The organism is Paradevosia shaoguanensis (assembly GCF_016801025.1).
GTDB lineage: Bacteria > Pseudomonadota > Alphaproteobacteria > Rhizobiales > Devosiaceae > Paradevosia > Paradevosia shaoguanensis.
The window spans coordinates 841,917-863,624 of record NZ_CP068983.1 but is presented as its reverse complement, the minus strand read 5'-3'; the positions used below and the strand labels follow the sequence as shown (position 1 = coordinate 863,624).

Below are 21,708 nucleotides of genomic sequence, written 5' to 3'. Positions count from 1 at the left end.
GCGGTGCTCGGGGTGCATGGGCAATATGCCCGTAACGGAAAGTTGAGGTCGTCCCGGTGACGCTGGCCCAGGAAATGTTCACGATTGCGCCCGCAACGGGGCGCGCGATCGTATCTCCTGCGCAGGAGGCGCTGTTGACCGGCAAGGCGCTGTGGCTCCACCGCGCCGCCGAGGCCGACCTGCCGGTCGTTCCGACCATCGTCATCACCCGCTCTGCCTGGGAAGCCCTGCAATCCGAGCGACGCACGCGTGACGACCGCCTGCGCGTCCACTGGGTGGCGACGCTCTTCCGGTTGGTCGGACGCGACGGCGTGCCGCCTCATCTGGTGGTGCGAACCTCCGCGCCGAAATACACCGCCGGGCTCATGCAGGCCCAGGTCGATATCCCGGCGCCACAGAGCGAGAGCGAATCGGTCGACCCGGCCAAGCCGCTGGCCAAGGCCATCAGCGACGCCTTCGACTCCTATTCCTCGGACCAGCACTGGCTTTCCAGCAGCGACAAAACGGCGCGGGGGCGTCAGATCGTTCTCGTCCAGGCCCTGGCCAAGGGGCAATTGCGCACGCTCCTCACCCGCGACGTGCTCGCCGGTACGCTGGGCCCTGCCTCGGCCACCGGCCAGGCCCTCCCCAAGCTGCCGCAGGCAGCCAGCGCGCTGGTCGAAAAACTCGATGCACTGGCCGGCCGGCACCTTTCCTGCCTCGTCGAAATCGACGGTGAAAAGGCGCGGCTGGCTTCGGCGCGTCCTATTGCCATCGCGGCGGGAGCCGAGCTCGAAGCGGCCGTCGATCGTGTCAATCGCGGAATGTGGACGCAGGACCAGGCGGTCGCCGCCATCAGCCCGGCCCGCCTGCCGCAACTGCTTCACCCGCGGCTCAAGTCCGATCACGAAGCGGAGCCTATCGCCACGGGCCTCGGCGTTTCACCCGGCGCCGCCAGCGGCCTCGTCGTCTTCACCGCCGAGGATGCAGCCCGGGTGCGGGCACGCGGACGGCACTGCATTCTCGTCGTCACGGAAACCGGCCCCACCGATATCGAGGGGATGAAGGCGGCCACCGGCATCCTCACCGCCCGCGGGGGCATGACCAGCCACGCGGCAGTCGTGGCGCGCGTTACGGGCAAGCCCTGCGTCGCCGGCGTCAGGTCGCTTCATGTCGACGTCGCCGATCTCTCCTGCCGCATCGGCGACCGCGAATTCCGTTCCGGGGACCGCATCACCATCGATGGCAGCGACGGCAGCGTCTATGCGGGCGCCTTGCCGCTCAGCCAGCCCCATATCGGTGGCGCCATCGGCACGTTGCTCAACTGGTCCGACTCCTCCCGCAAGATATCCGTCCGCACCAATGTGGAGACCGTTGAGGCCGCGCGAACGGCGTTGAGTTTCGGGGCCGAAGGCATAGGGCTGGCGCGTTCGGAACACATGTTCTTCTCGCCCGAACGCATGGTGGCACTGCGCCGCATGATCCTCTCGGAAGACGAGGCTGATCGCGCCAAGGCGCTGACCGGCCTCGTCGATTTCCAGACCGGCGACTATGCGGCGCTGTTCCAGACCATGGGGGGGCGCCCGATCACCGTGCGCCTCTTCGATCCGCCGCTCCACGAATTCCTGCCGCGCACCGACGAGGACATCGAGGAGACTGCTTCCTCCCTCGGGCTCGAAGTGCGCCAGCTCAGGCAGCGGCTTGAGCGACTCTCCGAGGTCAATCCGATGCTGGGGCATCGCGGCGTGCGCGTGGCGATCACCTATCCCGAAATTCTCGAGATGCAGATGCAGGCGCTCATGGCCGGCGTCGAGGCCGCAACGCGCCGCCAGCTTGCCCCGGTGAGCGTCGAGGTCATGGTGCCCTTCGTCTCGATGGCGAGCGAAGTGACCTGGATCCGCGAGCGCGTGATGGCCATTGCCGAGGCCGCCGGCGTTCTCCAGAGCGGGCGGGCTCTCTTCTCGTTCGGCACCATGATCGAGCTGCCGCGCGCGGCGCTGCGGGCCGGAGATATCGCGCAGAACGTCGACTTCTTCTCCTTCGGGACCAACGACCTCACGCAGACGACCTTCGGCATCTCGCGCGACGACGCGCCGACTTTCCTCGCCGCCTACCAGCGCAAGGGCCTCTATGATCAGGATCCCTTCGTCACGCTCGACCAGAAGGGGGTGGGGGAATTGATCGCCATCGCCATCGAGCGCGGCAAGGCGGTGAACCCGAACCTCAAGATCGGGATCTGCGGCGAGCATGCCGGCGATCCCGAATCACTCAGGTTCTTCGCCGGGCTCGATATCGACTATGTGAGCTGCTCGCCTTACCGCGTTCCGGTGGCGCGTCTGGCCCTCGCGCAGGTGGAAAACTAGGCCACGTTAACCCTGCGACAAAGCCGCCGGCCGCATTTCCGCCCCGGAATCCCCGTTTCCACGCCCGAATCGGCATGTTTACCGGCCGATAACCCTAATGACGCATCATTGGGGTTGCCGGCAGTTTATGAGTTTTTGCCGGAAAGTTGTGTTGTGTGAGTAACAGCGTACATGGCCCTGCGAACCCGGCCAGCGAGAGCCTATGCGGCTCGGCCCCGATCCCCCGCTGCCAAAATCCTGGCGGCGGCTGTTTTTTGCCTTACCGGCTACGCGGTAATGATCGGCGGCGCCCAGGCTCCAGCCTATGGCGAAGTCCAGATGCCCGTTGCCGCCGCCCCGGCGGCGACCCTGACCTATTCGGGTGACAAGGTCGTCATCACCGGCTCGGTCGACAATCTCTTCAAGACCGCCGAGTTCACCGGCCCCAATCGCGTACTCAAGCAGGATCGCGCCCGCATCAACGTCGATGCGCTGGCGCTGACCAAGTCCTTCGAGCAGACCCGCATTCGCATGGCGGCCGCCGCTGCCGCCAAGGACCCGGCCAAGGCCAAGTCGAGCGATCCCTATGTCGCGGTGATGCCGCGTCCGATCGAGGTCGCCTCGATCGATCCGGCCAGCTCGGAAGCCCTGCGGGCCATCGATTTCTCGGTCCCGATGCCCGCCGCGCAGTCCGGCCAACTGGCCTATGCCCGCGAGATGGCCCCGGTCACGAGCTTCGACACCGCCCCGGCCGAATCCAAATATTCCGAGCGCGACCTCTGGTGCATGGCGCAGGCCGTCTATTTCGAGTCGCGCGGCGAGAGCTATCGCGGCCAGGTCGCCGTGGCCCAGGTGGTGATGAACCGCCTCAAGCATCGCCTCTACCCCAAGACGATCTGCGGCGTGGTGTTCCAGGGTGAAGAGCGGCGCAATGCCTGTCAGTTCTCGTTTGCCTGCGATGGCATTCCCGAGACGATCAATGACCAGAAGTCATGGGCGCAGGCGCAGGAGATCGCCCGCAAGGTAACCGATGGCGAACTCTATCTGACCGAAGTGGCCAACGCGACGCACTACCACGCCAGCTACGTCTATCCGGATTGGGCTCCGCGCCTGAAGCGGGTGACCAAGATCGGCCTCCATGTCTTCTATCGGTTCAAGACGCGCGCGGGCTAATTGCCCAGTACCAGCACCGAGCCTGCATTGAGGAGCGGTGCCGAGACCCAGCCGGACTGATCGGACCAGAAGGCCACGCTCTTGATGGGCGTGCCTTGGCCGGTCAGCGGGCGAACATGGATGCCCGGATAGCGGAAGTGCGGGGAATAGAGGCCATCGGTCGAATAGGTGCCGCTGGCCGTGGTCGTAACCGTAACGAAGGTCGTGCGGCCGAACTCGATCTTGCGGATCACGGCGGTGCTGAGTGCATCGGTCGAAACGCTCGGCTCCGTGCGGACCGAGAACAGCGTGTCGTTGAAGATCACGAGCTTGGACGGATCATAGCTCGGCGCGAGCATCCCGTCGGCCAGCGCGGCACCGGCCAGAGATAGCGAGCCGACCACCAGTGTTCCGGCGAGAACCGTCTTCAGGTTCAGTCCCATGTCGCTCTCCCAAAACAGGACAGTTCAGCGTCCTAGTCGCGCATGTTCTTAACTCTTTATCAACCATAAGCGTTGCGGCGTGGCAAAGCCCATCGCCCGATAGCGTTAATTTCGCAGGGGATTTGGGGTCAGGCGCCGGCGCTGAGAGCTTCGAAAGCGGCCACGAACCGATCGTGCGCCTCGCGCGTCGGCCAGGGACGGATCAGCCGCTCGAACTGGTCGAAATCGAAGGCGGGGAGGGTAGGCTCGCCAAAAAGCCGCCGGGCCTCGTCGCGGTCGAAACCGGCAAGGTTCACAGCCTCGAAGAATGCCGCCTCGCGATCGGCCGCCTTGATCTGCTTGACCAATGTTGCCGGTGGATGGGCGGGAAGCGAGAAACGCACGTGGACAGCGCCCAGCAGGCGATGCTCGATATCCTTGTAGTTCCCGCCGATAGCGGCCTTGAAGGGCGAGATAAGGTCGCCCATCACGTATTCAGGGGCATCGTGGAGCAGCGCATAGAGCGAGGAATGCGGCGTGCATTCCGGGTTGAGTGCCCGGTGGATTTCCATCACCAGCACGGAATGCTGGGCCACCGAGAACGGGTAGTCGCCCTGCGTCTGGCCATTCCAGCGCGCCACGCGCGCCAGACCATGCGCGATGTCGGACAATTCGACATCGAGCGGTGACGGATCGAGGATATCGAGCCTGCGGCCCGAAAGCATACGCTGCCAGGCTCGGGTGGTCGCGCGCGCCATTTCGCCCCCGGAGGAAGGTGGTTCCCGTTTCCTATTCGTTCGCCGCCGATTCTCCAAATGCATAGGTGGCCCATGCGGGGAGAGTGAGCTGCGCCGGCTGGCCGCCGACACTGGTTGGCGCGGAATCGGTGATGCGGTCGAGACGGACGATGCCGACCGCCTTGCCATTGGCGACAGCGCCGATGGCGCCGGCATCGCGCTCGCCTGCGAGCACGGGCATACCGACCTCCCCCGTAGCGATCGTTGCGATCACCGGACGGCGGCGCGCGGTGCCGCGATGCTTCATGCGCGACACGACTTCCTGGCCGACATAGCAGCCCTTGTCGAAGTCGATGCCGCCCAGGATGTCCATGGCCGCATCGTGGGCGAAGGTGGAATCGGCGGGGAAATCGGCGCCCTGCTCGGGGATGCCGGCGGCGATCCGGGCGTCGAGATAGGGCGTGATGTCCGCGTCCCAACCCTCGGCGACTTCGATCGTATCGATGACGCGGAAGCCCAGCCCTTCGGCGCGAGCATCGGCGTGGACGATGCCTTCGGCAGGAGCCTCGGGGCTCCACCCGACGCGGTGGGTAGCGCGCTTGTCTTCGATGGTTACCTCGGCACGCAGTTTGTAGAGCCGCATGCGCTTGAAGAAATCGTCTGCCACCGAATTGTGGACGTCGAGCCAGAACGCGTCTTCCGCCCAGCCGATAAGGCCTTCCGCCTGAATCTTGCCCTGCGCCGAAAGCAGCGCCCACCAGCGCGCGGGGCCTTGCGAAGCCTCGACATGGCCGGTGATGACGTCGTTGAGCAGCTTCTGAGCATCGCGCCCCGAGAAGCGGAGCACGGCGCGATCGGAACGAAGAGTGACGGACATTGATGGCTCCAACACTGGACTAGGCTGCCGGCCTTGCCCTAAAACCGGCGCGCTCAGGCTAACCGGTGAATGGCAGACATGGCGCAGTACGATGTGATTTTCAAGGACGGCACTGTCGTCAACCAGGACGGCATCCACGTTACCGATATCGGCGTGAAGGGCGAGCGCATCGTGGCGCTGGGCTCGCTCGACGCGGCGCGTGCCGAAAAGGTCGTCGATTGCCGCGGGCTCCACATCCTGCCCGGCGTGATCGATACGCAGGTGCATTTCCGCGAGCCGGGGCTCGAGCACAAGGAAGATCTCGAATCGGGCTCGCTCTCGGCGGTCATGGGCGGGGTGACGGGCGTGTTCGAAATGCCCAATACCAATCCGCTGACCATTACGGCCGAAACCTTCCGCGACAAGATCGCCCGCGCGACCAACCGCATGCATTGCGATTTCGCCTTCTATATCGGCGGCACGCACGACAACGTCGCCGAGCTGCCAGAGCTCGAGCGCCTGCCGGGCTGCGTCGGCGTCAAGGTCTTCATGGGCTCGTCGACCGGGAGCCTCCTCGTTTCCGACGATGCCGGGGTCAAGTCGATCCTGAGCGTCATCCGCCGCCGCGCCGCCTTCCACTCGGAAGACGAATACCGGCTCGAAGAGCGCAAGCCGCTGCGCGTCCCCAATGATCCCTCTTCGCACCCGGTCTGGCGCGATCCGGAAGCCGCGCTGATGTCGACCAAGCGCCTCGTGCGCCTGGCGCGCGAAACCGGAAAGCGCATTCACGTCCTCCACATCTCGACGGCCGAGGAAATGCTGTTCCTCGCCGACCACAAGGATGTCGCCAGCGTCGAAGTGACGCCGCACCACCTGACGCTGGACGAAACGGCCTATACCCGCCTCGGCACCTATGCGCAGATGAACCCGCCGGTGCGCGACGCCGCCCATCGTAAGGGCATCTGGGCGGGGGTGGATAACGGCGTCGCCGATATCCTGGGCTCGGACCACGCACCCCACACCCGCGAGGAGAAGGACAAGCCCTATCCCAACTCGCCCTCCGGCATGACCGGCGTGCAGACGCTGGTTCCGGTGATGCTCGATCACGTCAATGCCGGCCGCATGAGCCTCGAACGCTTCGTCGATATGACGAGCGCCGGTCCCAACCGCCTCTTCGGCATCGCCAACAAGGGTCGGATCGCGGTGGGTTACGACGCCGACCTCACCATCGTCGACCTCAAGCGCGAAGAGACGATCCGTGACGAATGGGTGGCCTCGCGCGCGGGCTGGACGCCCTACAATGGCGTAAAGGTCAAGGGTTGGCCGGTGGGCACGATCCTGCGCGGTCGCACGGTCATGTGGGAGAACGAGTTGCTGGCGGCTTCGACCGGCCAGCCGATGCGCTTCCTCGAAACGCTCCAGCCGGTGGCGTAAGTCTTACTGCAGCGAGCGATCGAGGTTGTATTCGCCAGCCTCGATCCGCTCCGGCAGGGCCGCGATGATCTCGGCCGTAACCGTCTCGCCATGGGCGCGGACAAGGGTCGCGAGCGCCGCGAAAATCGAGGCGTGGGCGAGAGCAACGCTGCTGATCCCGTCTTCCTCGGCCATGTTCCAGGCTTCGGCCAGATATTCGAGCGCCATCTGCTGCTCAGCGTGATCGCTGCTCAGTGGCGTGCCCGCATCGGCGGCGGAAAAGGGACTCTTGGTCGTGCGCATGGTCAATGGGTAGCACGAGCCGCAGGCACGCAGAGCCGATACGTAACTTGAAGGTTAACGGAGGATCAGGATTTTTACTTAATGCCGGAAGCCTGCGGCTTTGGCCTGTGGAAATCTTTACGTTTCATTCAGCATAACGCGAGTGCACGTCGCGCGCCGTCTTCTCCGCTTCCACCAGCAGCCGCGTCAGCGCTTCGGAGGCCGAGGGCGTACAGGTCTGGTAAAGGCGCGAAAAGGACGTGTAGCCGCTGTTGAACGCACCGGCGAGCCGCTGCCGCCTGTCCTCGTCCGGTTCGTCGGCCGAAATCAGCCCTTCCATCTGCGCCCGCCAGTCCACGCCGCCGGCCTTGCACAGCGGCTCCAGGAAATAGAGGCTCCCCATGATCTCCGCCAGACGCTCCATCTGCGGCTGATAGAGCGGATCGACCGCCCGAGCCGGATACGACACCGCTACCGCCGCCAACACGGCGACGGCGCCCAGTATCGATCTGATTCGGCGAGGGTGAAGAGATTTCATGGGCGTTTAGTGCCAGAAGCGGCGCGCGTTCGCCAGAATGTTTCGAGAAGGGCTAGCCGCGCCGCGCCAGGACCGCCCGCGCCTTGGCCAGAACATCGGGCAGCTCCGGCGTCACCGGTCGCGGCAGATCCTCGACCAGCGACCATACGTGGCCGGAAATCTCGTCCGAACCGGTCACGATGCCTTCGTAGTCATTACTGGCGAAGACGGCGAGGAAGAACGGGCGCTCCTGGCCGATATCGATGACCTCGACGAGCTCCGCCGAAAAGGCGCTGAGGCCGGTTTCTTCGGCGACTTCGCGGATGGCGCACTGGACTGCGGTCTCGCCGGGTTCACGGCGACCACCGGGCAGGGACCAATAATCGAGAAAGGGCGAGCGGGCACGCCGGATGAGGAGCACCCGGCCATCCTCGAAGATCGCCATGCTGGCGGCGTTGAAGACGGTATCGACATTGTCTTCGGTAACGAGGCTCATCCGAGTACCTTGCCGGGGTTGAGGGTGCCGTTGGGATCGAGCGCCTGCTTGATGGCGCGCATCATTTCGAGTGCCACCGGGTCCTTGTGCGACTTGAGGAGCTCGGTCTTGAGCTGGCCGATGCCATGCTCGGCCGAGATCGAGCCGCCCAGCCGGGTGACGATCTCGTAGATCGCCTCGTGCACCGGTTCGGCGCCCGCCATGAAGGCCTTGCCGTCGACGCCGACGGGCTGGCTCAGGTTGAAGTGGATGTTGCCGTCGCCCAGGTGGCCGAACGGGCAGGGGCGGATGCCGGGCACGATCCGCTCGACGGCCGCGCTTCCTTCCGCGATGAGCTGGGGCACGGCGGCGATCGGCACGGATACGTCGTGCTTGATGGATGCGCCTTCCCGGCTCTGGACGTCCGACATCTGCTCGCGCGTGGCCCACATGAGGTTGCGATCATCGAGCGATTCCGCGACCACTGCATCGGTGATCGTGCCATCGGCCAGGGCGGCTTCGAGCCCCGCCTGCAGCACGCCATGCGCCCCGCCGCGGGGCACCGAGATTTCGGCGAGAGCATACCAGGGCGAGGGTCCCGCGGAGGGATCGCGGGCAATCATGCCGTGCTTGAGCTGCAGGTCGATGCCGAAGCGCGGCATGAGCTCGAAAGCGGTAAGCTGGCTGCCGGCCCGCTGGCGCAGCCGATAGAAGAGTTCGAGTGCCTGGGTGGGGGAGGCGAGGCTGATGAAGGCCGTCTCGTGCGCCTCAGGCAGCGGGAAGAGTTTCAACGTTGCGGCCGTGATGATGCCGAGCGTGCCTTCGGCGCCGACGAGCAGGTCCTTGAGGTCGTAGCCGGTATTGTCCTTCTTGAGGGCGTTGAGCCCGCGGTAAAGGCGGCCGTCGGCCAGCACCGCTTCGACCCCGAGACAGAGCTCGCGCGCATTGCCATAGGCCAGCACCTGGATGCCGCCGGCATTGGAAGAGAGCACGCCCCCGATCCGCGCCGAACCCTGAGAGGCGATCCAAAGCGGCAGCATCGCGCCTTCGGCCTCGGCGGCGCGATGCGCTTCTTCGAGCGTGAGGCCGGCTTCGACCGTCATGTTGCCGGCATCGGCATTGACACCGCGGACGCGGTTGAGCCGGGTGAGGCTCACGATGACCTCGTTGCCATAGAGCGGCACCTGCGCGCCGACGAGGCCGGTATTGCCGCCTTGCGGGATCAGCTTGACCCCGTTGCCATTGGCCCAGCGGGCGACTGCCTGCACCTCCTCGACGCTGCCTGGCTGCACCACGGCGACCGCGCTCTGGTGGAATCGCTTGCGCGGTTCGTTGAGGAAGGCGCCCATGCGGGCAGGGTCGCCAATGACGGCGCCGGGGCCGACAAGGCCGGCCAGCGCTTCGATGATCTGCGGGGCATTCAGGGACATGAGCCGGACCATAATCGTTCGCCTTTCGGGCGGAAAGCTAGAACTTGCCCGCCACAATCCCCTGTGCGACAAGCGGCCAGACAACATCTGCGAGGAATCCGATGGCTGAAGGATTGATGGCCGGCAAGCGCGGCCTGATCATGGGCGTCGCCAACAACCGTTCGATCGCCTGGGGCATTGCCAAGGCGCTGCATTCCCAGGGCGCCGAAATCGCGTTCAGCTACCAGGGCGAAGCCCTCAAGAAGCGCGTCGAGCCGCTGGCCGCCGAGATCGGCGTCGATTTCCTGGTCGAGTGCGACGTGAGCGACGAAGCGGCAATGGATGCCACCTTCGCGGAGATCAAGCAGCGCTGGGGCAAGCTCGACTTCGTCGTGCACGCCATCGGCTTCTCCAACAAGGACGAACTCGAGGGCCGCTACATCGACACCTCGCGCGACAACTTCAAGCTGACGATGGACATCTCGGTCTATTCGTTCACCGCCGTTGCCCGTCGCGCCGAAGAGCTGATGCCCGATGGCGGTTCGCTCCTGACGCTGACCTATTACGGCGCCGAGAAGTACGTGCCTAACTACAATGTGATGGGCGTCGCCAAGGCCGCGCTGGAAGCCTCGGTGCGGTACCTTGCCACCGATCTCGGCTCCAAGAACATCCGCGTCAACGCCATCTCGGCCGGCGCCATCAAGACCCTAGCCGCCTCGGGTATTTCGGGCCTGCGCGACATGCTGCACTGGCAGGAAGCCAACGCCCCGCTGCGCCGCAATGTCACCATCGAGGACGTGGGCGGCTCTGCGCTCTATCTGCTCTCTGACCTCGCCAGCGGCGTGACCGGCGAAATCCAGCACGTGGACGCCGGTTTCAACATCATCGGCATGCGCGTTCTCGACGACGAGCCGACCGCCGCGCAATAAGCGCGGGGGCTTGCAGCCCACAGCACTGGACATAGGATGAAATCGCCCGCATAGAGCGGGCGGTTTTCGTTGGTGTTAGGGCATTGCGATGACTGCACTTCAGTGGCCGGAACTGTATTTCATCCGGCACGGCCAGACCGACTGGAACGCCGAGAAGCGTTACCAGGGACAGAAGGACGTACCGCTCAACGAGACGGGGCGCAGCCAGGCCGACGGCAATGGCCGCACGCTCCGCCGGCTCCTAGAGGCGCGTGAGGTCGATCCCATGGCGCTCGAATGGCACGTTTCTCCCCTCGGCCGCACCCGTGAAACCATGCAGCGCATCCGCGCCGCCTTCGATGGTCCGTTGCCCGAAGTCGAGATCGATCCGCGGCTGATGGAGATTTCCTTCGGCGCGCTCGAAGGCCTGCTGCACAGCGAATTGCCGGCTCACGTGGCTACCGCCCCCGGCTATCGCGGCGCCGACTACTGGGAGTTCCGCCCTGAAGGCGGCGAGAACTATCTCGATGTCGAAGCGCGCCTCTCCGATTTCGCCATGAAATTGGGTGGACCTTCGGTTGTCGTTGCCCATGGCGGCATTGCCCGCGTGCTACGCGTGCTGGTGGCGCATGCCGATGTCGGCGACGTCATCAACTGGACGCCGCGCCAGGACGTCATCATGCACTTCACCGAAGGGCAGTTGGAGATCATCGGGCCGCACGACGTCTGAATTGACGCGCCGGGGCGCTCTCCCTAGAACAGCGGCAATCCCCGGCAGGGCTCGGGAGTAAGGAGCAGCATGTCCTACAATACCTTCGGCCAGATGTTCCGCTTCACGACCTGGGGCGAGAGCCATGGGCCGGCACTGGGCGCGGTCGTCGACGGCTGCCCGCCGGGCGTCGCCATCAGCGCCGAAGTGATCCAGCGCGATCTCGATCGTCGCAAGCCGGGACAATCCCGCTTTACCACTCAGCGCCGCGAGGCCGACGAGGTGAAGATTCTCTCGGGCGTCTTCGAGGATGAGCGCACGGGCGGGCTGCGCACCACCGGCACGCCGATTTCGCTGCTCATCGAGAACACCGACCAGCGCTCCAAGGATTATGGCGAGATCCGCGACAAGTACCGGCCGGGCCACGCCGATTTCACCTACCATCAGAAATACGGCATCCGTGACTATCGCGGCGGCGGTCGCTCCTCGGCGCGCGAAACCGCAGCGCGTGTGGCGGCAGGCGCCGTGGCGCGGCTGGTGATCCCTGAGGTCAAGATCCGGGCCAGCCTCGTGCAGGTTGGGCCGCACAAGATCGACTACGCCAATTTCGATTGGGATCAGGTCGGCGAGAACCCGTTCTTCTGCGCCGACGCCAAGGCCGCGGCGATGTGGGCGGATTATCTCGATGGCCTGCGCAAGTCGGGCGATTCCGTGGGCGCCGTGATCGAGGTCGTGGCGGAAGGCGTACCGGTCGGCTGGGGCGCGCCGATCTACGGCAAGCTGAGCGCTGACCTGGCGTCGGCCATGATGTCCATCAATGCGGTCAAGGGCGTCGAGATCGGCGCCGGCATGGAGGCGGCGAGCCTTACCGGCACGCAGAACGCCGACCAGATGCGGGCAGGGCCGGAAGCGCCGTACTTCCTCTCGAACTCGGCTGGCGGCATCCTTGGTGGGATTTCCAATGGCGACCCGGTCGTGGTGCGGTTCGCCGTCAAGCCGACGTCCTCGATCCTGACGCCGCGCCAGACGGTGACCACGGAGAACGAGGATACCGACATCATCACCAAGGGACGGCACGACCCCTGCGTGGGCATCCGCGCCGTGCCGATCGGCGAAGCGATGATGGCAGTGACGCTGGCGGACCACTTCCTGCGGCACCGGGCCCAGACCGGGCGGTTTGGTGGGGTGGGGTATTAAGGCTGGCCGTCTGGAGTTTGGGGCTTCCCCCTCCCTGGCCCTCCCCACAAGGGGGAGGGTGGGTGTCTTTTGGCCTGATCGAGCAGCAAACCCCACCCTCCCCCTTGTGGGGAGGGCCAGGGAGGGGTGGGCCGCAGACTCCTCCGCAGCTGCCTAACGCTTGCGAAATACCGCCACAGTCTCGGTATTCCCGTCCCCACCCGAAATCGGTGATGGCACCGACAGCCGATGGGCCCAGCCTTCGGCAGCAAAAAACGCGATCACGTCCGACACCGCTTTCTCGATCGCAGCCACATCGGTCACGATCCCGCCCTTGCCGATATTCTCGCGGCCGACCTCGAATTGCGGCTTGATGAGGATCACGGCATCCGCCCCCGAGCGGCAGAGCGCGAGTGGCGCGGCGAGGACCTTGGTGACCGAGACGAAGCTGACATCGGAGACGACGAGGTCAATCTCGTCGGGTATCTGGGTGCGGTCGAGATCGCGAGCGTTGACGCCTTCGAGCGAGACGACCTTGCCGTTCCGACGCAGTCTTTCGTGCAACTGGTCGTGGCCGACATCGACGGCATAGACCTTGGCAGCGCCGCGCTCGATGAGCACCTGCGTGAAGCCGCCGGTCGAACTGCCGACATCCAGGCAGGTGCGACCTTCGACAGCGATAGTACCGGCGTCGAGCCCGGCGATGAGCTTGAGCGCAGCACGCGAGACGTAGCGGGAGGCGGGGTCGTCAAGGGTAATGACGTCGCTCTGGGCGACCATCTGGTGCGGCTTGGTGGCGACGACGCCGTTGACCGTCACCGTGCCGCGCAGGATCGCGTCACGGGCCCTGGCGCGGCTCGGCAGGAGCTTGCGCTGCTCGAGCGCCAGGTCGAGCCGGATGCGCTCGCTCATTGGCCGTCGAGCGGCTCGGTACCGTTGGGCTTGCCGTCACGCGAAAGGGTGATCTTCTCGATGCGCGCCTCGGCGGTCTTGAGCAGGCCGTCGCAATGGGCCTTGAGGGCTTCGCCGCGTTCGTAGATGGCGATAGATTCCTGGAGCGGCGCACGGCCGCTTTCGAGCTTCTGGACGATGGTCTCCAGTTCCTCGAGCGCCCGCTCGAAGCTCATCGCCTTGATATCTTCGTTGGTGTTTTCGGCCATGGCGTCGAATCCTAGTGGGCGTTTCGCAGAGCGCCGTCTTGTAGCATTGTGACATGGCTTGTCACCCCGTCGGCGAGGCCGTGGAGGTCATATCCACCTTCGAGCAGCGAGACGATGCGGTTGGAACAGCGGCGCTCGGCAATGTCCATCAGCTTGCCGGTGAGCCAGGCATAATCCTCCGGCTTCCAGTTGAGCTGGGCGAGAGGATCGCGATAGTCGGCATCGAACCCGGCCGAGATGAAGAGGAAATCGGGCGCGAAGGCATCGACTGCCGGCAGCAGCGACTCGAGATAGGCGATCCGCATGGCCTCGCCATTCGTACCGGCCTGGAGCGCGGCATTGAGAATGTTGCCGACGCCGTGCTCGTTGGGGCTCCCCGTGCCGGGATAGAGCGGCATCTGGTGGCTTGAGGCGTAGAAGACGGTGGGGTCGTCCTTGAAGATATCCTGCGTGCCGTTGCCGTGGTGCACGTCGAAATCGACTATCGCGATGCGCTCGGCCCCGTATTTGCGCTGCGCCTCGCGGGCGGCGATGGCGACCGTGTTGAAGAGGCAGAAACCCATCGGGTTGCGGATTTCGGCGTGGTGGCCGGGGGGGCGGATGGCGCAGAAGGCGTTGTCGACCTCGCCCATCGCCACCGCATCGAGCGCGGCAAGCGCGCCGCCGAGACCGGTAGCGGCGGCGTCGAGCGAGCCGGCGGAGATGAAGGTGTCCTCGTCGATCCGGCCGATCCCCTCGGCCGGGCGGACATCGCGCAGCCGGGCCAGGTATTCGGGATCGTGCACGAGGCTGGCCAGCGACAGGTCGCCCGATGGCGCCCAGCGCCGAACGAGGGGCGCGAAGCGCTCGTCGGCGAGCGCCCTTTCGACCGCGCGAATACGTTCGGCGCGTTCCGGATGGCCGGACGGCGTCACATGGCTGTCGAAATTGGCTTGGCTTATGAGAAGCGTGGTCATGCCTGAAGAGCCGCAATGCCGCTGGTATGTCTTCTTGACGTGGCCGGCCCCCCTTGTCAAACAGCGTGCATGAATAAGCCCATGATCGATCCGCAAAGCGTCGAGGAAGCAGCCGCCATCCTGCTCTCGGGGCGCGTCTGTGCCTTCCCGACCGAGACGGTCTACGGCCTGGGCGCTGACGCCACCAATTCCGATGCCGTGCTCGCCATCTACGAAACCAAGGGCAGGCCGCGCTTCAACCCGCTGATCGTCCACTGCGCCAATCTCGATATGGCCGAGAGCCTGGCCGAGTTCTCGCCCCTGGCGCGGCAGCTGGCCAAGGCATGGCCGGGGCCACTGACGCTGGTGCTGCCGCAGAGGGCGGGCAACAAGATTTCAGATATCGTGACGGCGGGGCTCGATACGATCGCTATCCGCATTCCCGACCATCCGCTGGCGCTCGAGCTCATCCGTACTGCGGGCCGGCCGCTGGCTGCGCCATCGGCCAATCCCTCGGGTCGCCTGTCGCCCACCAATGCCTACCAGGTCCGCATCGGCTTCGGCGGCCGCGTGCCCGTGCTCGACGGCGGGCCGTGCCAGGCCGGCGTGGAATCGACGATCCTCAAGGTCGATGGCGACAAGGTCGTGCAGTTGCGCGCTGGGGCCTTGGCGCGCGAGGAGGCCGAACGACTGCTCGGTCGTCGCATCGAAGCCGCCGAGCATGATGCCGCCATCGCGGCGCCGGGCATGCTGGCCAGCCACTATGCGCCGGAGGCAACACTGCGGCTCAATGCCGAGGCGCCGTTCGCCGACGAGGCCTATCTCGCCTTTGGGCCGGCTCCATCGACGGATCGGCCGATGCTCAATCTCTCGCCCACCGCACGGTTGCATGAGGCAGCGCGCAATCTCTTTGCCATGCTCCATGAACTGGATGGCAGCGGCGTCAAGCGGATCGCCGTGGCGCCGATCCCCGAAGAGGGTTTGGGCGAGGCGATCAATGACCGCCTGCAGCGCGCGGCGGCTCCGCGCAGCTAGACGCGCCAAGGCGCCGGCACGGATTGCTCCGGTCGGGTTTGCTTGTGGTTCGTTGGCGGCTCGGGGCGAGGTTTGCCTCAAGTCTATATTGCTAGCGATGTATTGCGAGGCATGGCCTCGCCCCTTGAGCGTTTGAGGTTTCGACAAGCCCGTTCACGCAAGTTGCCCGCGAGCGCACTCCGGGCCGGTCACGTCACTCTTAGGCCGTAAGCCCAGGCGCCCCCGGACTTCCCCCAACTCCCAGAACCTGGCGGCAGGGCGAGAGACGCGTGTGCACGATTGCGCGTCTCCAGTCCTGCCGCCAGCCGCCGCGGCACTGCGTACTGTGCCTCGCCGTTGGCGGAGGGATGGGGAGAGTATGCGGGAGGGTGATGGGGGCGGGGATAAGTTTTTTGGCACGGTCGTTCTTTGCTCTCCGGATACCCTCGCTCTCACCCCACCACCTTACGTCCCCGGACTTGATCCGGGGCCTATTGCACCGCTCCACTCGAGTGGAGGGACCCGTGGGCCCCTGTGTAATTGTGCTGTGTCATATTGGGTGCGGGCGGGAGACCGTTGGGCCCCAGGTTTAAAGACCGAGAGCCGGCACGGGTCCCCGCCCGCTTTGACAAACACCTGAACAGTTGCGCGAGGCCGCTCGAGACGGACCTCGGATCACAGGGACAGGCCCATGACCCTATCACCGACCTGGATTGGAATCGACGTTTCGAAAGCCTGGCTGGATATCGCCTCTTCCGGCGGGGAGGGCGTGCAGCGGATTGCTAACACGATGGACGCCATCGCCGCATTCGCCGCCACGCTGGAGCGGGAGGGCACTCGTGGTGCTGGAGGCGAGCGGGGTTTACGACAAGAGCTTGCGCGCCGGACTGGCGCTGGCCGGGATCGGCCATGTCCGGGTCAATCCGCAGCGGGCCCGTGACTTTGCGCGGGCGAGCGGCCGGCTCGCCAAGACCGATGCGCTCGATGCGGCCATGCTTGCCGAAATGGGCCGGGCCCTGCGCCTCGTGGCCGACCCGCTGCCCGAGGCCGGACGCGAGCGGCTCGGCCTGCTCAGCCGCCGCCGCGACCAGTTGGTGGCCATGCGCACCCAGGAAAAGCAGCGCCGGATCGAGATAACCGATTCCTTCATCGGCGCCGACCTGGACCGGCACATGGCCGGCCTCAACCAGGCCATCGCCGCCATCGAGGTCGAAATCCAGAACCAGATCGGCAGCGATGCCGCCCTGGCACAGGACCAGGCCCTGATCCGCTCGGTGCCCGGCATCGGCCCGGTCACCGCCTCTGTCCTGGCCGCCCTGATGCCCGAACTGGGCCGACGCTCGGGCAAGCAGATCGCCACCCTGGCCGGGTTGGCCCCGCTCAACAACGATAGCGGCCTACGGCGCGGACAGCGCTCCATCCGCGGGGGCCGCCGCCGCGTCCGCCAGGCCCTCTACATGGCCGCCGTTGCATCCTTGCGAACACAATCGCCTCTCAACGCCTTCTACCACCGTCTGCGCCAGGCCGGAAAACCACCCAAGCCCGCCCTCGTCGCCCTCGCCAGAAAGCTCCTCGTCACCATCAACGCCATCATGAAAACCCGAACAAGCTTCGCAACCTGAATTACAGTTGCCGGCTCTTCGGCCGGGGAAGTGCGGTGGGTGGGGTGAGGGAAGTGGGGAAGCTGCGGAGAGGAAGCCGGGAGGATAGGAGGTGGGAAATGGTGAGGGCGGAACGACGATCAGGCAAAGGTCGCGAAGCGAGCCGGATTGCGTGATCTCGCCGGCAGGTCTCCCTCCCCCTTGCGGGGAGGGGATAGGGGTGGGGGTGCACAAACTCGACGTTTGGACTCGCCAACCCCCGCCTCCGCAATGTGGAGATGCGAGAACGATCACGCGGTAAAATGGATAGCTCCGCGCCGCTTGCTCACCCCCACCCCTGTCCCCTCCCTGCAAGGGGGAGGGAGACCTGCCGGCATGATCGGGGATCAAAAATCAGCCGTTGTATGTGGGCAGGTGAGGGGAGCCTTACTCCCGCACCTTATACGGCTTCTGGTCCTTCCAGAATCGCATCAGGCTTTCGAGGTCGGGGTCGCCGCCTTCGGGGAGGACGATCTTGACGTTGGCGTAGAGGTCGCCGTCGCCGTAGAGGCCCTTGCCCTTGAGGCGGAGGGATTTGAGGGTGTCGACGCCGGCGGGGAGGTTGAGTTCCACCGAGCCGTCGAGCGTCGGGACGCGCACCTTGGCGCCGAGCACGGCTTCATAGAGTGTGATCGGTACATCGACCCGCAGGTCGCGGCCGTCGCGGCGGAAGGTCTTGTGGTGGGCGAACTTGACCGTGACGATCGCGTCGCCCGGCTCCCCGCCATAGGCCGAGGGATGACCCTGGCCCTTGAGGCGGATCTGCTGGTTCTCCTCGACCTTTTCCGGCAGCTTGACCGAGAGCACCTTGCCCGTGGGCATCCGCACCGGCACCGAAGCCGCCTTGTTGGCGTCTTCGAGCGAGACGGCGACGGTTGCCGCCACGTCCTCGCCCTTGGCTGTCGAGGCGCCCGGGCCGGCCGAGCCGGTGAAGGGATCCCAGCTCTGGTTCGTCCGGGTCTGGCGGCCCTGGCCGCCAAAGCCGCTCATGAATTCCTTGAGGATGTCCTCGGCCGAGAAATTGGCCGAGCCACCGCCAGCGCTGCGGGAGCCGCGCGCACCGCCGCTGAAGCCGCCGCCATTGCCGAAGCCGGCAAAGCGTGGATTGCCCTCCGCGTCGATCTCGCCGCGATCGAACTGCCCACGCTTCTCCTTGTCATTGAGAAGGTCATAGGCAGCCGTGGCCTCGGCGAACTTGGCGTGGGCCTTTGGGTCGTCCTTGTTCTGGTCGGGGTGATACGCCTTGGCCAGTTTCCGGTAGGCGGACTTGATGTCCTTCTCACTCGCCGAGCGCGGCACCCCAAGCACTGTGTATGGATCGCGCATGGGTTCCAATCGAATCTATGGCGGTTGCAGAACCGCTCGTTCACGTCCTATATGGCCACGGCTCCCCGGCTTGTCCAGTTCACGACCGAAGGTCTTCTCATGACTGCCGAAAGAACTCTTACCGACCGTCTGCTGGATGACGCCGATCAGGCGCCCATCGATCCGTTCGATCTGTTCGAGGAATGGTTCGCCGCCGCCAGGGCGAGCGAGCCCAACGATCCCCACGCCATGGCCATCGCCACCGTCGATGCCGACGGACTGCCGGATGTGCGCATGGTGCTGCTCAACGCCCATGACCGGCGCGGTTTCGCTTTCTTCACCAATTTCGAGAGTGCCAAGGGACGCGAATTGCTGGCCCATCCCAAGGCCGCTTTCGTGATGCACTGGAAATCCCTGCGCCGCCAGTTCCGCGTGCGCGGGGCCGTCGAGATTGTCGACGCTGCCGAGGCCGATGCCTATTTCCACAGCCGCGCCCGCGGCTCGCAGATCGCTTCGAGCGCATCGGAGCAGTCGCGTCCGCTGAAAAGCCGTGCCGAGCTGATGGAACGCGTCGATGCGCTGACCAAGAAGCTGGGCGAGGATGAAGTGCCGAGGCCGGCACATTGGTCGGGCTTCCGCATCGTGCCCAGGGAAATCGAGTTCTGGAAGGATGGCGAGTTCCGCCTGCACGACCGCTTCCTGTTCACGCAGGATGCCGCCGGCGACTGGCGGCGTCAGCGCCTCAATCCCTGACGCATCGAGGGGGCGATGCGCATACTGATCCGGACGTCCAAATGGGCAATCTGGGCCCGGCGCCTGGCAAGCTTTGCCGTGCCGCTGGCCGTGATTCCGGTCGTCCTGCATCGCCAGCAGGTCATCACCACCGAGGCGTTCCATACAATGGCGCTGGTGGCGCTGATCGTAGCGGGGCTGTCGCTGTTCCTTAGCCTGGGTGCCCTGGTCCGGCTCTGGATCACGGGTGATCGCGGCTGGGACCGCGCCTTTGGTGGCCTTATCCTCAGCCTTCTCTGCCTTGCGCCCTTCGTCTACGGCTTCATCGAGGCCTCGCGCTATCCGCGCGTTACCGACGTTTCGACCAGCCAGGACCTCAAGCTGGCGCTGCTCGCACCCGCGCCCAGCGTCGATCCCACGGTGGATCAGGCGGCGATAGAGGCTGCCTTTCCCAATGCCCATACCCGTATTTATCCGCTCGATGCGCCGCGCCTCTATGAAGTGGTGAGCAAGCTGGTCAACGATTGGGGCTGGGACGTGCGGCTGCGCCAGGCGCCGCCGACGGCGCGCGGTACCGGCCAGATCGATGCCGTGGTCACGACCTGGCTGGGCTGGCGCGATGCGGTGGCGATCAGGGTCAGCACGGGGGGCGAAGGCGGCGTGGTCGACATGCGCTCGGCCTCGCTGACGCCGAGCCTTTCCGACCTCGGCGCCAACGGCAAGCGCATCGAGGAATTCCTGCTGGCGCTCGATAGCGCAGTGACGACAGTGCTGCGCAACAGCGTGCTGGTGCCTGCGCCTCGGGGCGCCGAGGGCGATACGCCGCCGCCGGTGCAGGGTGGCACGCGCAGCGACGTTGTCGTGCCCGCCGATCGCCCCGCCGACCTGCGTCCGCCACCGCCCGAGCCCTTCGACACCGAAGCCCCGCCGCAGGAGTGATCAGGCCGGCAGCAGCCGCGTCCCGAAAAGGGTGCGACGCATGCGCAGGGCTCCGAGATCTGCGAGATATTCGGCATGCGCCCGCACCGTCATTGCCGCCGCGTGGCGGATGGCCAGCGATTGCTGCGGATAGATGCGGGTGACCACGGCCATGATGGTGCGGGCGCCGTCCTCGACAGCCGCCACGATCTGCATGTTGCGCGCCTCGCGATGCCCTTTCAGCGCGCGGGCATAGGCAGCGCCGTCCGCAATCGGGCCGCCATGAGCGGGGTGGTAGTGCCGGTAGGGTGTAGCGATGACGCGATCGAGCGAGGTGAAGTAGTCGCGCATCGAGCCATCGGGCACGGCCACGAGCGTCGAATTCCAACCCATGATGTGATCGCCGGTAAGCAGGTGCGGCGTCCCGACCAGGCCGAAGGCGAGGTGGTTGGCACAATGCCCGGGGGTCGCAATGACCTCGAGGGCGAGCTTGTCGATGCTTATGCGCTCGCCATGGGTGAGCACGCGGTCGGGCACGAGGTCCCAGTCGCAGGAGCGCGAGAGCGTGTTGATCTCGAAAGGACGCAAGGGGCGCGACAGGCGATGGCGGCCACCGAACCAGACCGGTGCGCCGGTTGCCGCGCGCAGTTTCGGGACGAGTGAGGAGTGATCTTTGTGCGTATGCGTGAGGAGGATGGCTTCGACCGGTCGGCCGGCGATGGCATCGAGAATCGCATTGAGGTGCTCGTTGCTGTCCGGGCCGGGGTCGAGGATCGCGACGCTTCTCTCACCGAGGAGAAACGTGTTGGTGCCGGTGAAGGTATAGGGGCTGGCATTGGGCGCGGTAAGGCGCACGAGGCCGGGCGCAGCGGCAACCGGGCGGCCGGTCTGGGGATCGAAATCGGTGCTGAACGCTGGGGCGGAAGTCATTGCGTTGCCGGACTCTACTGACTAGAACTAGCGGACATAATTTCTTGGGTGGACCTTAACCGCAATGGCGCTAACTCTTACGACCCCGAACACCATCCTGGGCGTGCTCGAGCCGAAGGCCGGCACCAACAAGATGGTCGCTACCGCTTTCACCGTTCTCGCCGGCACGATCCTGATGGCGGTCTCCGCTCGGATCAATATTCCGCTGATTCCGGTTCCCGTGACTTTCCAGACCTTGGTCGTAGCCGCCCTTTCCGCCGCCTTCGGCTGGCGCGTGGGCGTGGCGACCGTCGTCGCCTATATCGCCGAGGGCCTGCTCGGCCTCCCCGTCTTCTCGCGTGGTGGCGGCATCGGCTACCTCTTCTCGCCGACCTTCGGCTTCATCGTCGGCATGATCCCCATGGCTTATGTCATCGGCCGCGCCGCCGATGCTGGCCTCTCGCGCAAGCCCATCGCCCTTTTCGGTACGATGGTCGCCGCCGACGCCCTCTGCTTCGCCTTCGGTTTCGTCTGGCTCCTGGCCCTCGCGGCCGGCACCACCTGGATCGACCAGACCAACATCCTGGGCTCGGCTTTCGCCGTGGCCGTCCAGCCGTTCATCGTCTGGGACATCATCAAGATGGCTTTCGCTGCGATGACCGTCACCGGCGCCTGGGCCCTGCTGAGCAGCCGCAAGGCCTGAAGTCAGTAGCGAAAT

General features: G+C 65.6%; 23 protein-coding genes. 11 read left to right on the top strand and 12 right to left on the bottom strand.

What is annotated here, in order from left to right; translation table 11 throughout:
* The first annotated feature begins 56 nt into the window (after positions 1 to 56).
* Positions 57 to 2,342, top strand: coding sequence for a putative PEP-binding protein (locus tag JNE37_RS03985; protein ID WP_203065389.1), 2,286 nt, complete (start codon positions 57 to 59; stop codon positions 2,340 to 2,342).
* 276 nt (positions 2,343 to 2,618) lie between these two features.
* Positions 2,619 to 3,494 carry a cell wall hydrolase gene (locus tag JNE37_RS03980; protein ID WP_203065388.1) on the top strand — a complete coding sequence of 292 codons (876 nt, stop codon included), beginning with the start codon at positions 2,619 to 2,621 and terminating at the stop codon, positions 3,492 to 3,494.
* Here JNE37_RS03980 and JNE37_RS03975 read toward each other — a convergent pair.
* From JNE37_RS03975 to ygfZ, 3 genes are all read right to left on the bottom strand, one after another.
* A complete protein-coding gene (locus tag JNE37_RS03975) occupies positions 3,491 to 3,916 on the bottom strand; it encodes a hypothetical protein (RefSeq protein ID WP_035028074.1) in 426 nt (141 codons plus the stop codon). The two genes, JNE37_RS03980 and JNE37_RS03975, sit on opposite strands and share 4 nt — an antisense overlap.
* Positions 3,917 to 4,044: 128 nt before the next feature.
* Positions 4,045 to 4,653, bottom strand: coding sequence for an HD domain-containing protein (locus JNE37_RS03970; protein WP_035028071.1), 609 nt, complete (start codon positions 4,651 to 4,653; stop codon positions 4,045 to 4,047).
* Between the two features lie 31 nt (positions 4,654 to 4,684).
* Positions 4,685 to 5,509, bottom strand: coding sequence for a CAF17-like 4Fe-4S cluster assembly/insertion protein YgfZ (gene ygfZ / locus JNE37_RS03965; protein WP_203065387.1), 825 nt, complete (start codon positions 5,507 to 5,509; stop codon positions 4,685 to 4,687).
* Between the two features lie 78 nt (positions 5,510 to 5,587).
* Here ygfZ and JNE37_RS03960 point away from each other — a divergent pair, with 78 nt between their 5' ends.
* Positions 5,588 to 6,922 (top strand): dihydroorotase, encoded by a 1,335-nt coding sequence (locus JNE37_RS03960; RefSeq protein ID WP_203065386.1) that lies wholly within the window; start codon positions 5,588 to 5,590, stop codon positions 6,920 to 6,922.
* A 3-nt stretch (positions 6,923 to 6,925) separates the two neighbouring features.
* Here the strand turns inward: JNE37_RS03960 and JNE37_RS03955 are convergent, their stop codons facing one another.
* From JNE37_RS03955 to JNE37_RS03940, 4 genes are all read right to left on the bottom strand, one after another.
* Complete coding sequence (locus tag JNE37_RS03955) at positions 6,926 to 7,204, bottom strand: hypothetical protein (protein ID WP_035028130.1); 279 nt, start codon at positions 7,202 to 7,204, stop codon at positions 6,926 to 6,928.
* A gap of 124 nt (positions 7,205 to 7,328) precedes the next feature.
* Positions 7,329 to 7,652, bottom strand: coding sequence for a TIGR02301 family protein (locus tag JNE37_RS03950; RefSeq protein ID WP_052014902.1), 324 nt, complete (start codon positions 7,650 to 7,652; stop codon positions 7,329 to 7,331).
* 121 nt (positions 7,653 to 7,773) lie between these two features.
* Positions 7,774 to 8,196: an NUDIX domain-containing protein gene (locus JNE37_RS03945; protein WP_035091638.1), complete on the bottom strand. Its 423-nt coding sequence runs from the start codon at positions 8,194 to 8,196 to the stop codon at positions 7,774 to 7,776.
* Positions 8,193 to 9,605: an FAD-binding oxidoreductase gene (locus JNE37_RS03940; protein ID WP_203065385.1), complete on the bottom strand. Its 1,413-nt coding sequence runs from the start codon at positions 9,603 to 9,605 to the stop codon at positions 8,193 to 8,195. The genes JNE37_RS03945 and JNE37_RS03940 overlap by 4 nt, the downstream gene beginning before the upstream one ends.
* Before the next feature lie 101 nt (positions 9,606 to 9,706).
* On the opposite strand from JNE37_RS03940, the gene fabI reads away from it, so the two are divergent.
* The 3 genes from fabI to aroC all read left to right on the top strand — a co-directional run bounded on the left by fabI (position 9,707) and on the right by aroC (position 12,398).
* A complete protein-coding gene (gene fabI / locus JNE37_RS03935) occupies positions 9,707 to 10,513 on the top strand; it encodes an enoyl-ACP reductase FabI (protein ID WP_035091636.1) in 807 nt (268 codons plus the stop codon).
* An 88-nt stretch (positions 10,514 to 10,601) separates the two neighbouring features.
* A complete protein-coding gene (locus tag JNE37_RS03930) occupies positions 10,602 to 11,222 on the top strand; it encodes a histidine phosphatase family protein (protein WP_035028056.1) in 621 nt (206 codons plus the stop codon).
* Between the two features lie 69 nt (positions 11,223 to 11,291).
* Positions 11,292 to 12,398 (top strand): chorismate synthase, encoded by a 1,107-nt coding sequence (aroC, locus tag JNE37_RS03925; protein ID WP_203065384.1) that lies wholly within the window; start codon positions 11,292 to 11,294, stop codon positions 12,396 to 12,398.
* A 153-nt stretch (positions 12,399 to 12,551) separates the two neighbouring features.
* On the opposite strand, the gene JNE37_RS03920 is transcribed toward aroC, so the two are convergent.
* From JNE37_RS03920 to JNE37_RS03910, 3 genes are read right to left on the bottom strand one after another with little or no spacing between them, the layout of a single operon-like run.
* Positions 12,552 to 13,289: a TlyA family RNA methyltransferase gene (locus JNE37_RS03920; RefSeq protein ID WP_203065383.1), complete on the bottom strand. Its 738-nt coding sequence runs from the start codon at positions 13,287 to 13,289 to the stop codon at positions 12,552 to 12,554.
* Positions 13,286 to 13,537, bottom strand: coding sequence for an exodeoxyribonuclease VII small subunit (locus JNE37_RS03915; RefSeq protein WP_035091623.1), 252 nt, complete (start codon positions 13,535 to 13,537; stop codon positions 13,286 to 13,288). The genes JNE37_RS03920 and JNE37_RS03915 overlap by 4 nt, the downstream gene beginning before the upstream one ends.
* Before the next feature lie 11 nt (positions 13,538 to 13,548).
* Complete coding sequence (locus tag JNE37_RS03910; protein ID WP_203065382.1) at positions 13,549 to 14,493, bottom strand: histone deacetylase family protein; 945 nt, start codon at positions 14,491 to 14,493, stop codon at positions 13,549 to 13,551.
* Positions 14,494 to 14,574: 81 nt separating this feature from the next.
* Here JNE37_RS03910 and JNE37_RS03905 point away from each other — a divergent pair, with 81 nt between their 5' ends.
* Positions 14,575 to 15,507 carry an L-threonylcarbamoyladenylate synthase gene (locus JNE37_RS03905; RefSeq protein WP_246513502.1) on the top strand — a complete coding sequence of 311 codons (933 nt, stop codon included), beginning with the start codon at positions 14,575 to 14,577 and terminating at the stop codon, positions 15,505 to 15,507.
* Between the two features lie 818 nt (positions 15,508 to 16,325).
* The gene (locus tag JNE37_RS03900; protein ID WP_203065173.1) at positions 16,326 to 17,108 is read left to right on the top strand and encodes an IS110 family RNA-guided transposase; all 783 of its coding nucleotides are present in this window, start codon (positions 16,326 to 16,328) and stop codon (positions 17,106 to 17,108) included.
* A 405-nt stretch (positions 17,109 to 17,513) separates the two neighbouring features.
* On the opposite strand, the gene JNE37_RS03895 is transcribed toward JNE37_RS03900, so the two are convergent.
* Positions 17,514 to 18,452, bottom strand: a complete 939-nt coding sequence (locus JNE37_RS03895; protein WP_203065381.1) for a DnaJ C-terminal domain-containing protein — start codon at positions 18,450 to 18,452, stop codon at positions 17,514 to 17,516.
* A 99-nt stretch (positions 18,453 to 18,551) separates the two neighbouring features.
* On the opposite strand from JNE37_RS03895, the gene pdxH reads away from it, so the two are divergent.
* Both pdxH and JNE37_RS03885 read left to right on the top strand, forming a co-directional pair.
* Positions 18,552 to 19,184 (top strand): pyridoxamine 5'-phosphate oxidase, encoded by a 633-nt coding sequence (gene pdxH, locus JNE37_RS03890; protein WP_203065380.1) that lies wholly within the window; start codon positions 18,552 to 18,554, stop codon positions 19,182 to 19,184.
* Between the two features lie 15 nt (positions 19,185 to 19,199).
* Positions 19,200 to 20,102 (top strand): DUF1499 domain-containing protein, encoded by a 903-nt coding sequence (locus JNE37_RS03885; protein ID WP_203065379.1) that lies wholly within the window; start codon positions 19,200 to 19,202, stop codon positions 20,100 to 20,102.
* Here the strand turns inward: JNE37_RS03885 and JNE37_RS03880 are convergent, their stop codons facing one another.
* Positions 20,103 to 21,011 (bottom strand): MBL fold metallo-hydrolase, encoded by a 909-nt coding sequence (locus JNE37_RS03880; protein WP_203065378.1) that lies wholly within the window; start codon positions 21,009 to 21,011, stop codon positions 20,103 to 20,105.
* Between the two features lie 64 nt (positions 21,012 to 21,075).
* Here JNE37_RS03880 and JNE37_RS03875 point away from each other — a divergent pair, with 64 nt between their 5' ends.
* Entirely contained in the window at positions 21,076 to 21,693 is a 618-nt protein-coding gene (locus JNE37_RS03875; RefSeq protein ID WP_203065377.1) for a biotin transporter BioY, read from the top strand.
* Positions 21,694 to 21,708: the final 15 nt, after the last annotated feature.

Coding starts and splice junctions, on each gene's coding strand:
- JNE37_RS03980 (WP_203065388.1), top strand. CDS start 2,619: ATGATCGGCGGCGCCCAGGCTCCAGCCTATGGCGAAGTCCAGATGCCC.
- JNE37_RS03975 (WP_035028074.1), bottom strand. CDS start 3,916: ATGGGACTGAACCTGAAGACGGTTCTCGCCGGAACACTGGTGGTCGGC.
- JNE37_RS03970 (WP_035028071.1), bottom strand. CDS start 4,653: ATGGCGCGCGCGACCACCCGAGCCTGGCAGCGTATGCTTTCGGGCCGC.
- ygfZ (WP_203065387.1), bottom strand. CDS start 5,509: ATGTCCGTCACTCTTCGTTCCGATCGCGCCGTGCTCCGCTTCTCGGGG.
- JNE37_RS03960 (WP_203065386.1), top strand. CDS start 5,588: ATGGCGCAGTACGATGTGATTTTCAAGGACGGCACTGTCGTCAACCAG.
- JNE37_RS03955 (WP_035028130.1), bottom strand. CDS start 7,204: ATGCGCACGACCAAGAGTCCCTTTTCCGCCGCCGATGCGGGCACGCCA.
- JNE37_RS03945 (WP_035091638.1), bottom strand. CDS start 8,196: ATGAGCCTCGTTACCGAAGACAATGTCGATACCGTCTTCAACGCCGCC.
- JNE37_RS03940 (WP_203065385.1), bottom strand. CDS start 9,605: ATGTCCCTGAATGCCCCGCAGATCATCGAAGCGCTGGCCGGCCTTGTC.
- fabI (WP_035091636.1), top strand. CDS start 9,707: ATGGCTGAAGGATTGATGGCCGGCAAGCGCGGCCTGATCATGGGCGTC.
- JNE37_RS03930 (WP_035028056.1), top strand. CDS start 10,602: ATGACTGCACTTCAGTGGCCGGAACTGTATTTCATCCGGCACGGCCAG.
- aroC (WP_203065384.1), top strand. CDS start 11,292: ATGTCCTACAATACCTTCGGCCAGATGTTCCGCTTCACGACCTGGGGC.
- JNE37_RS03920 (WP_203065383.1), bottom strand. CDS start 13,289: ATGAGCGAGCGCATCCGGCTCGACCTGGCGCTCGAGCAGCGCAAGCTC.
- JNE37_RS03915 (WP_035091623.1), bottom strand. CDS start 13,537: ATGGCCGAAAACACCAACGAAGATATCAAGGCGATGAGCTTCGAGCGG.
- JNE37_RS03910 (WP_203065382.1), bottom strand. CDS start 14,493: ATGACCACGCTTCTCATAAGCCAAGCCAATTTCGACAGCCATGTGACG.
- JNE37_RS03905 (WP_246513502.1), top strand. CDS start 14,575: ATGATCGATCCGCAAAGCGTCGAGGAAGCAGCCGCCATCCTGCTCTCG.
- JNE37_RS03895 (WP_203065381.1), bottom strand. CDS start 18,452: ATGCGCGATCCATACACAGTGCTTGGGGTGCCGCGCTCGGCGAGTGAG.
- pdxH (WP_203065380.1), top strand. CDS start 18,552: ATGACTGCCGAAAGAACTCTTACCGACCGTCTGCTGGATGACGCCGAT.
- JNE37_RS03885 (WP_203065379.1), top strand. CDS start 19,200: ATGCGCATACTGATCCGGACGTCCAAATGGGCAATCTGGGCCCGGCGC.
- JNE37_RS03880 (WP_203065378.1), bottom strand. CDS start 21,011: ATGACTTCCGCCCCAGCGTTCAGCACCGATTTCGATCCCCAGACCGGC.
- JNE37_RS03875 (WP_203065377.1), top strand. CDS start 21,076: ATGGCGCTAACTCTTACGACCCCGAACACCATCCTGGGCGTGCTCGAG.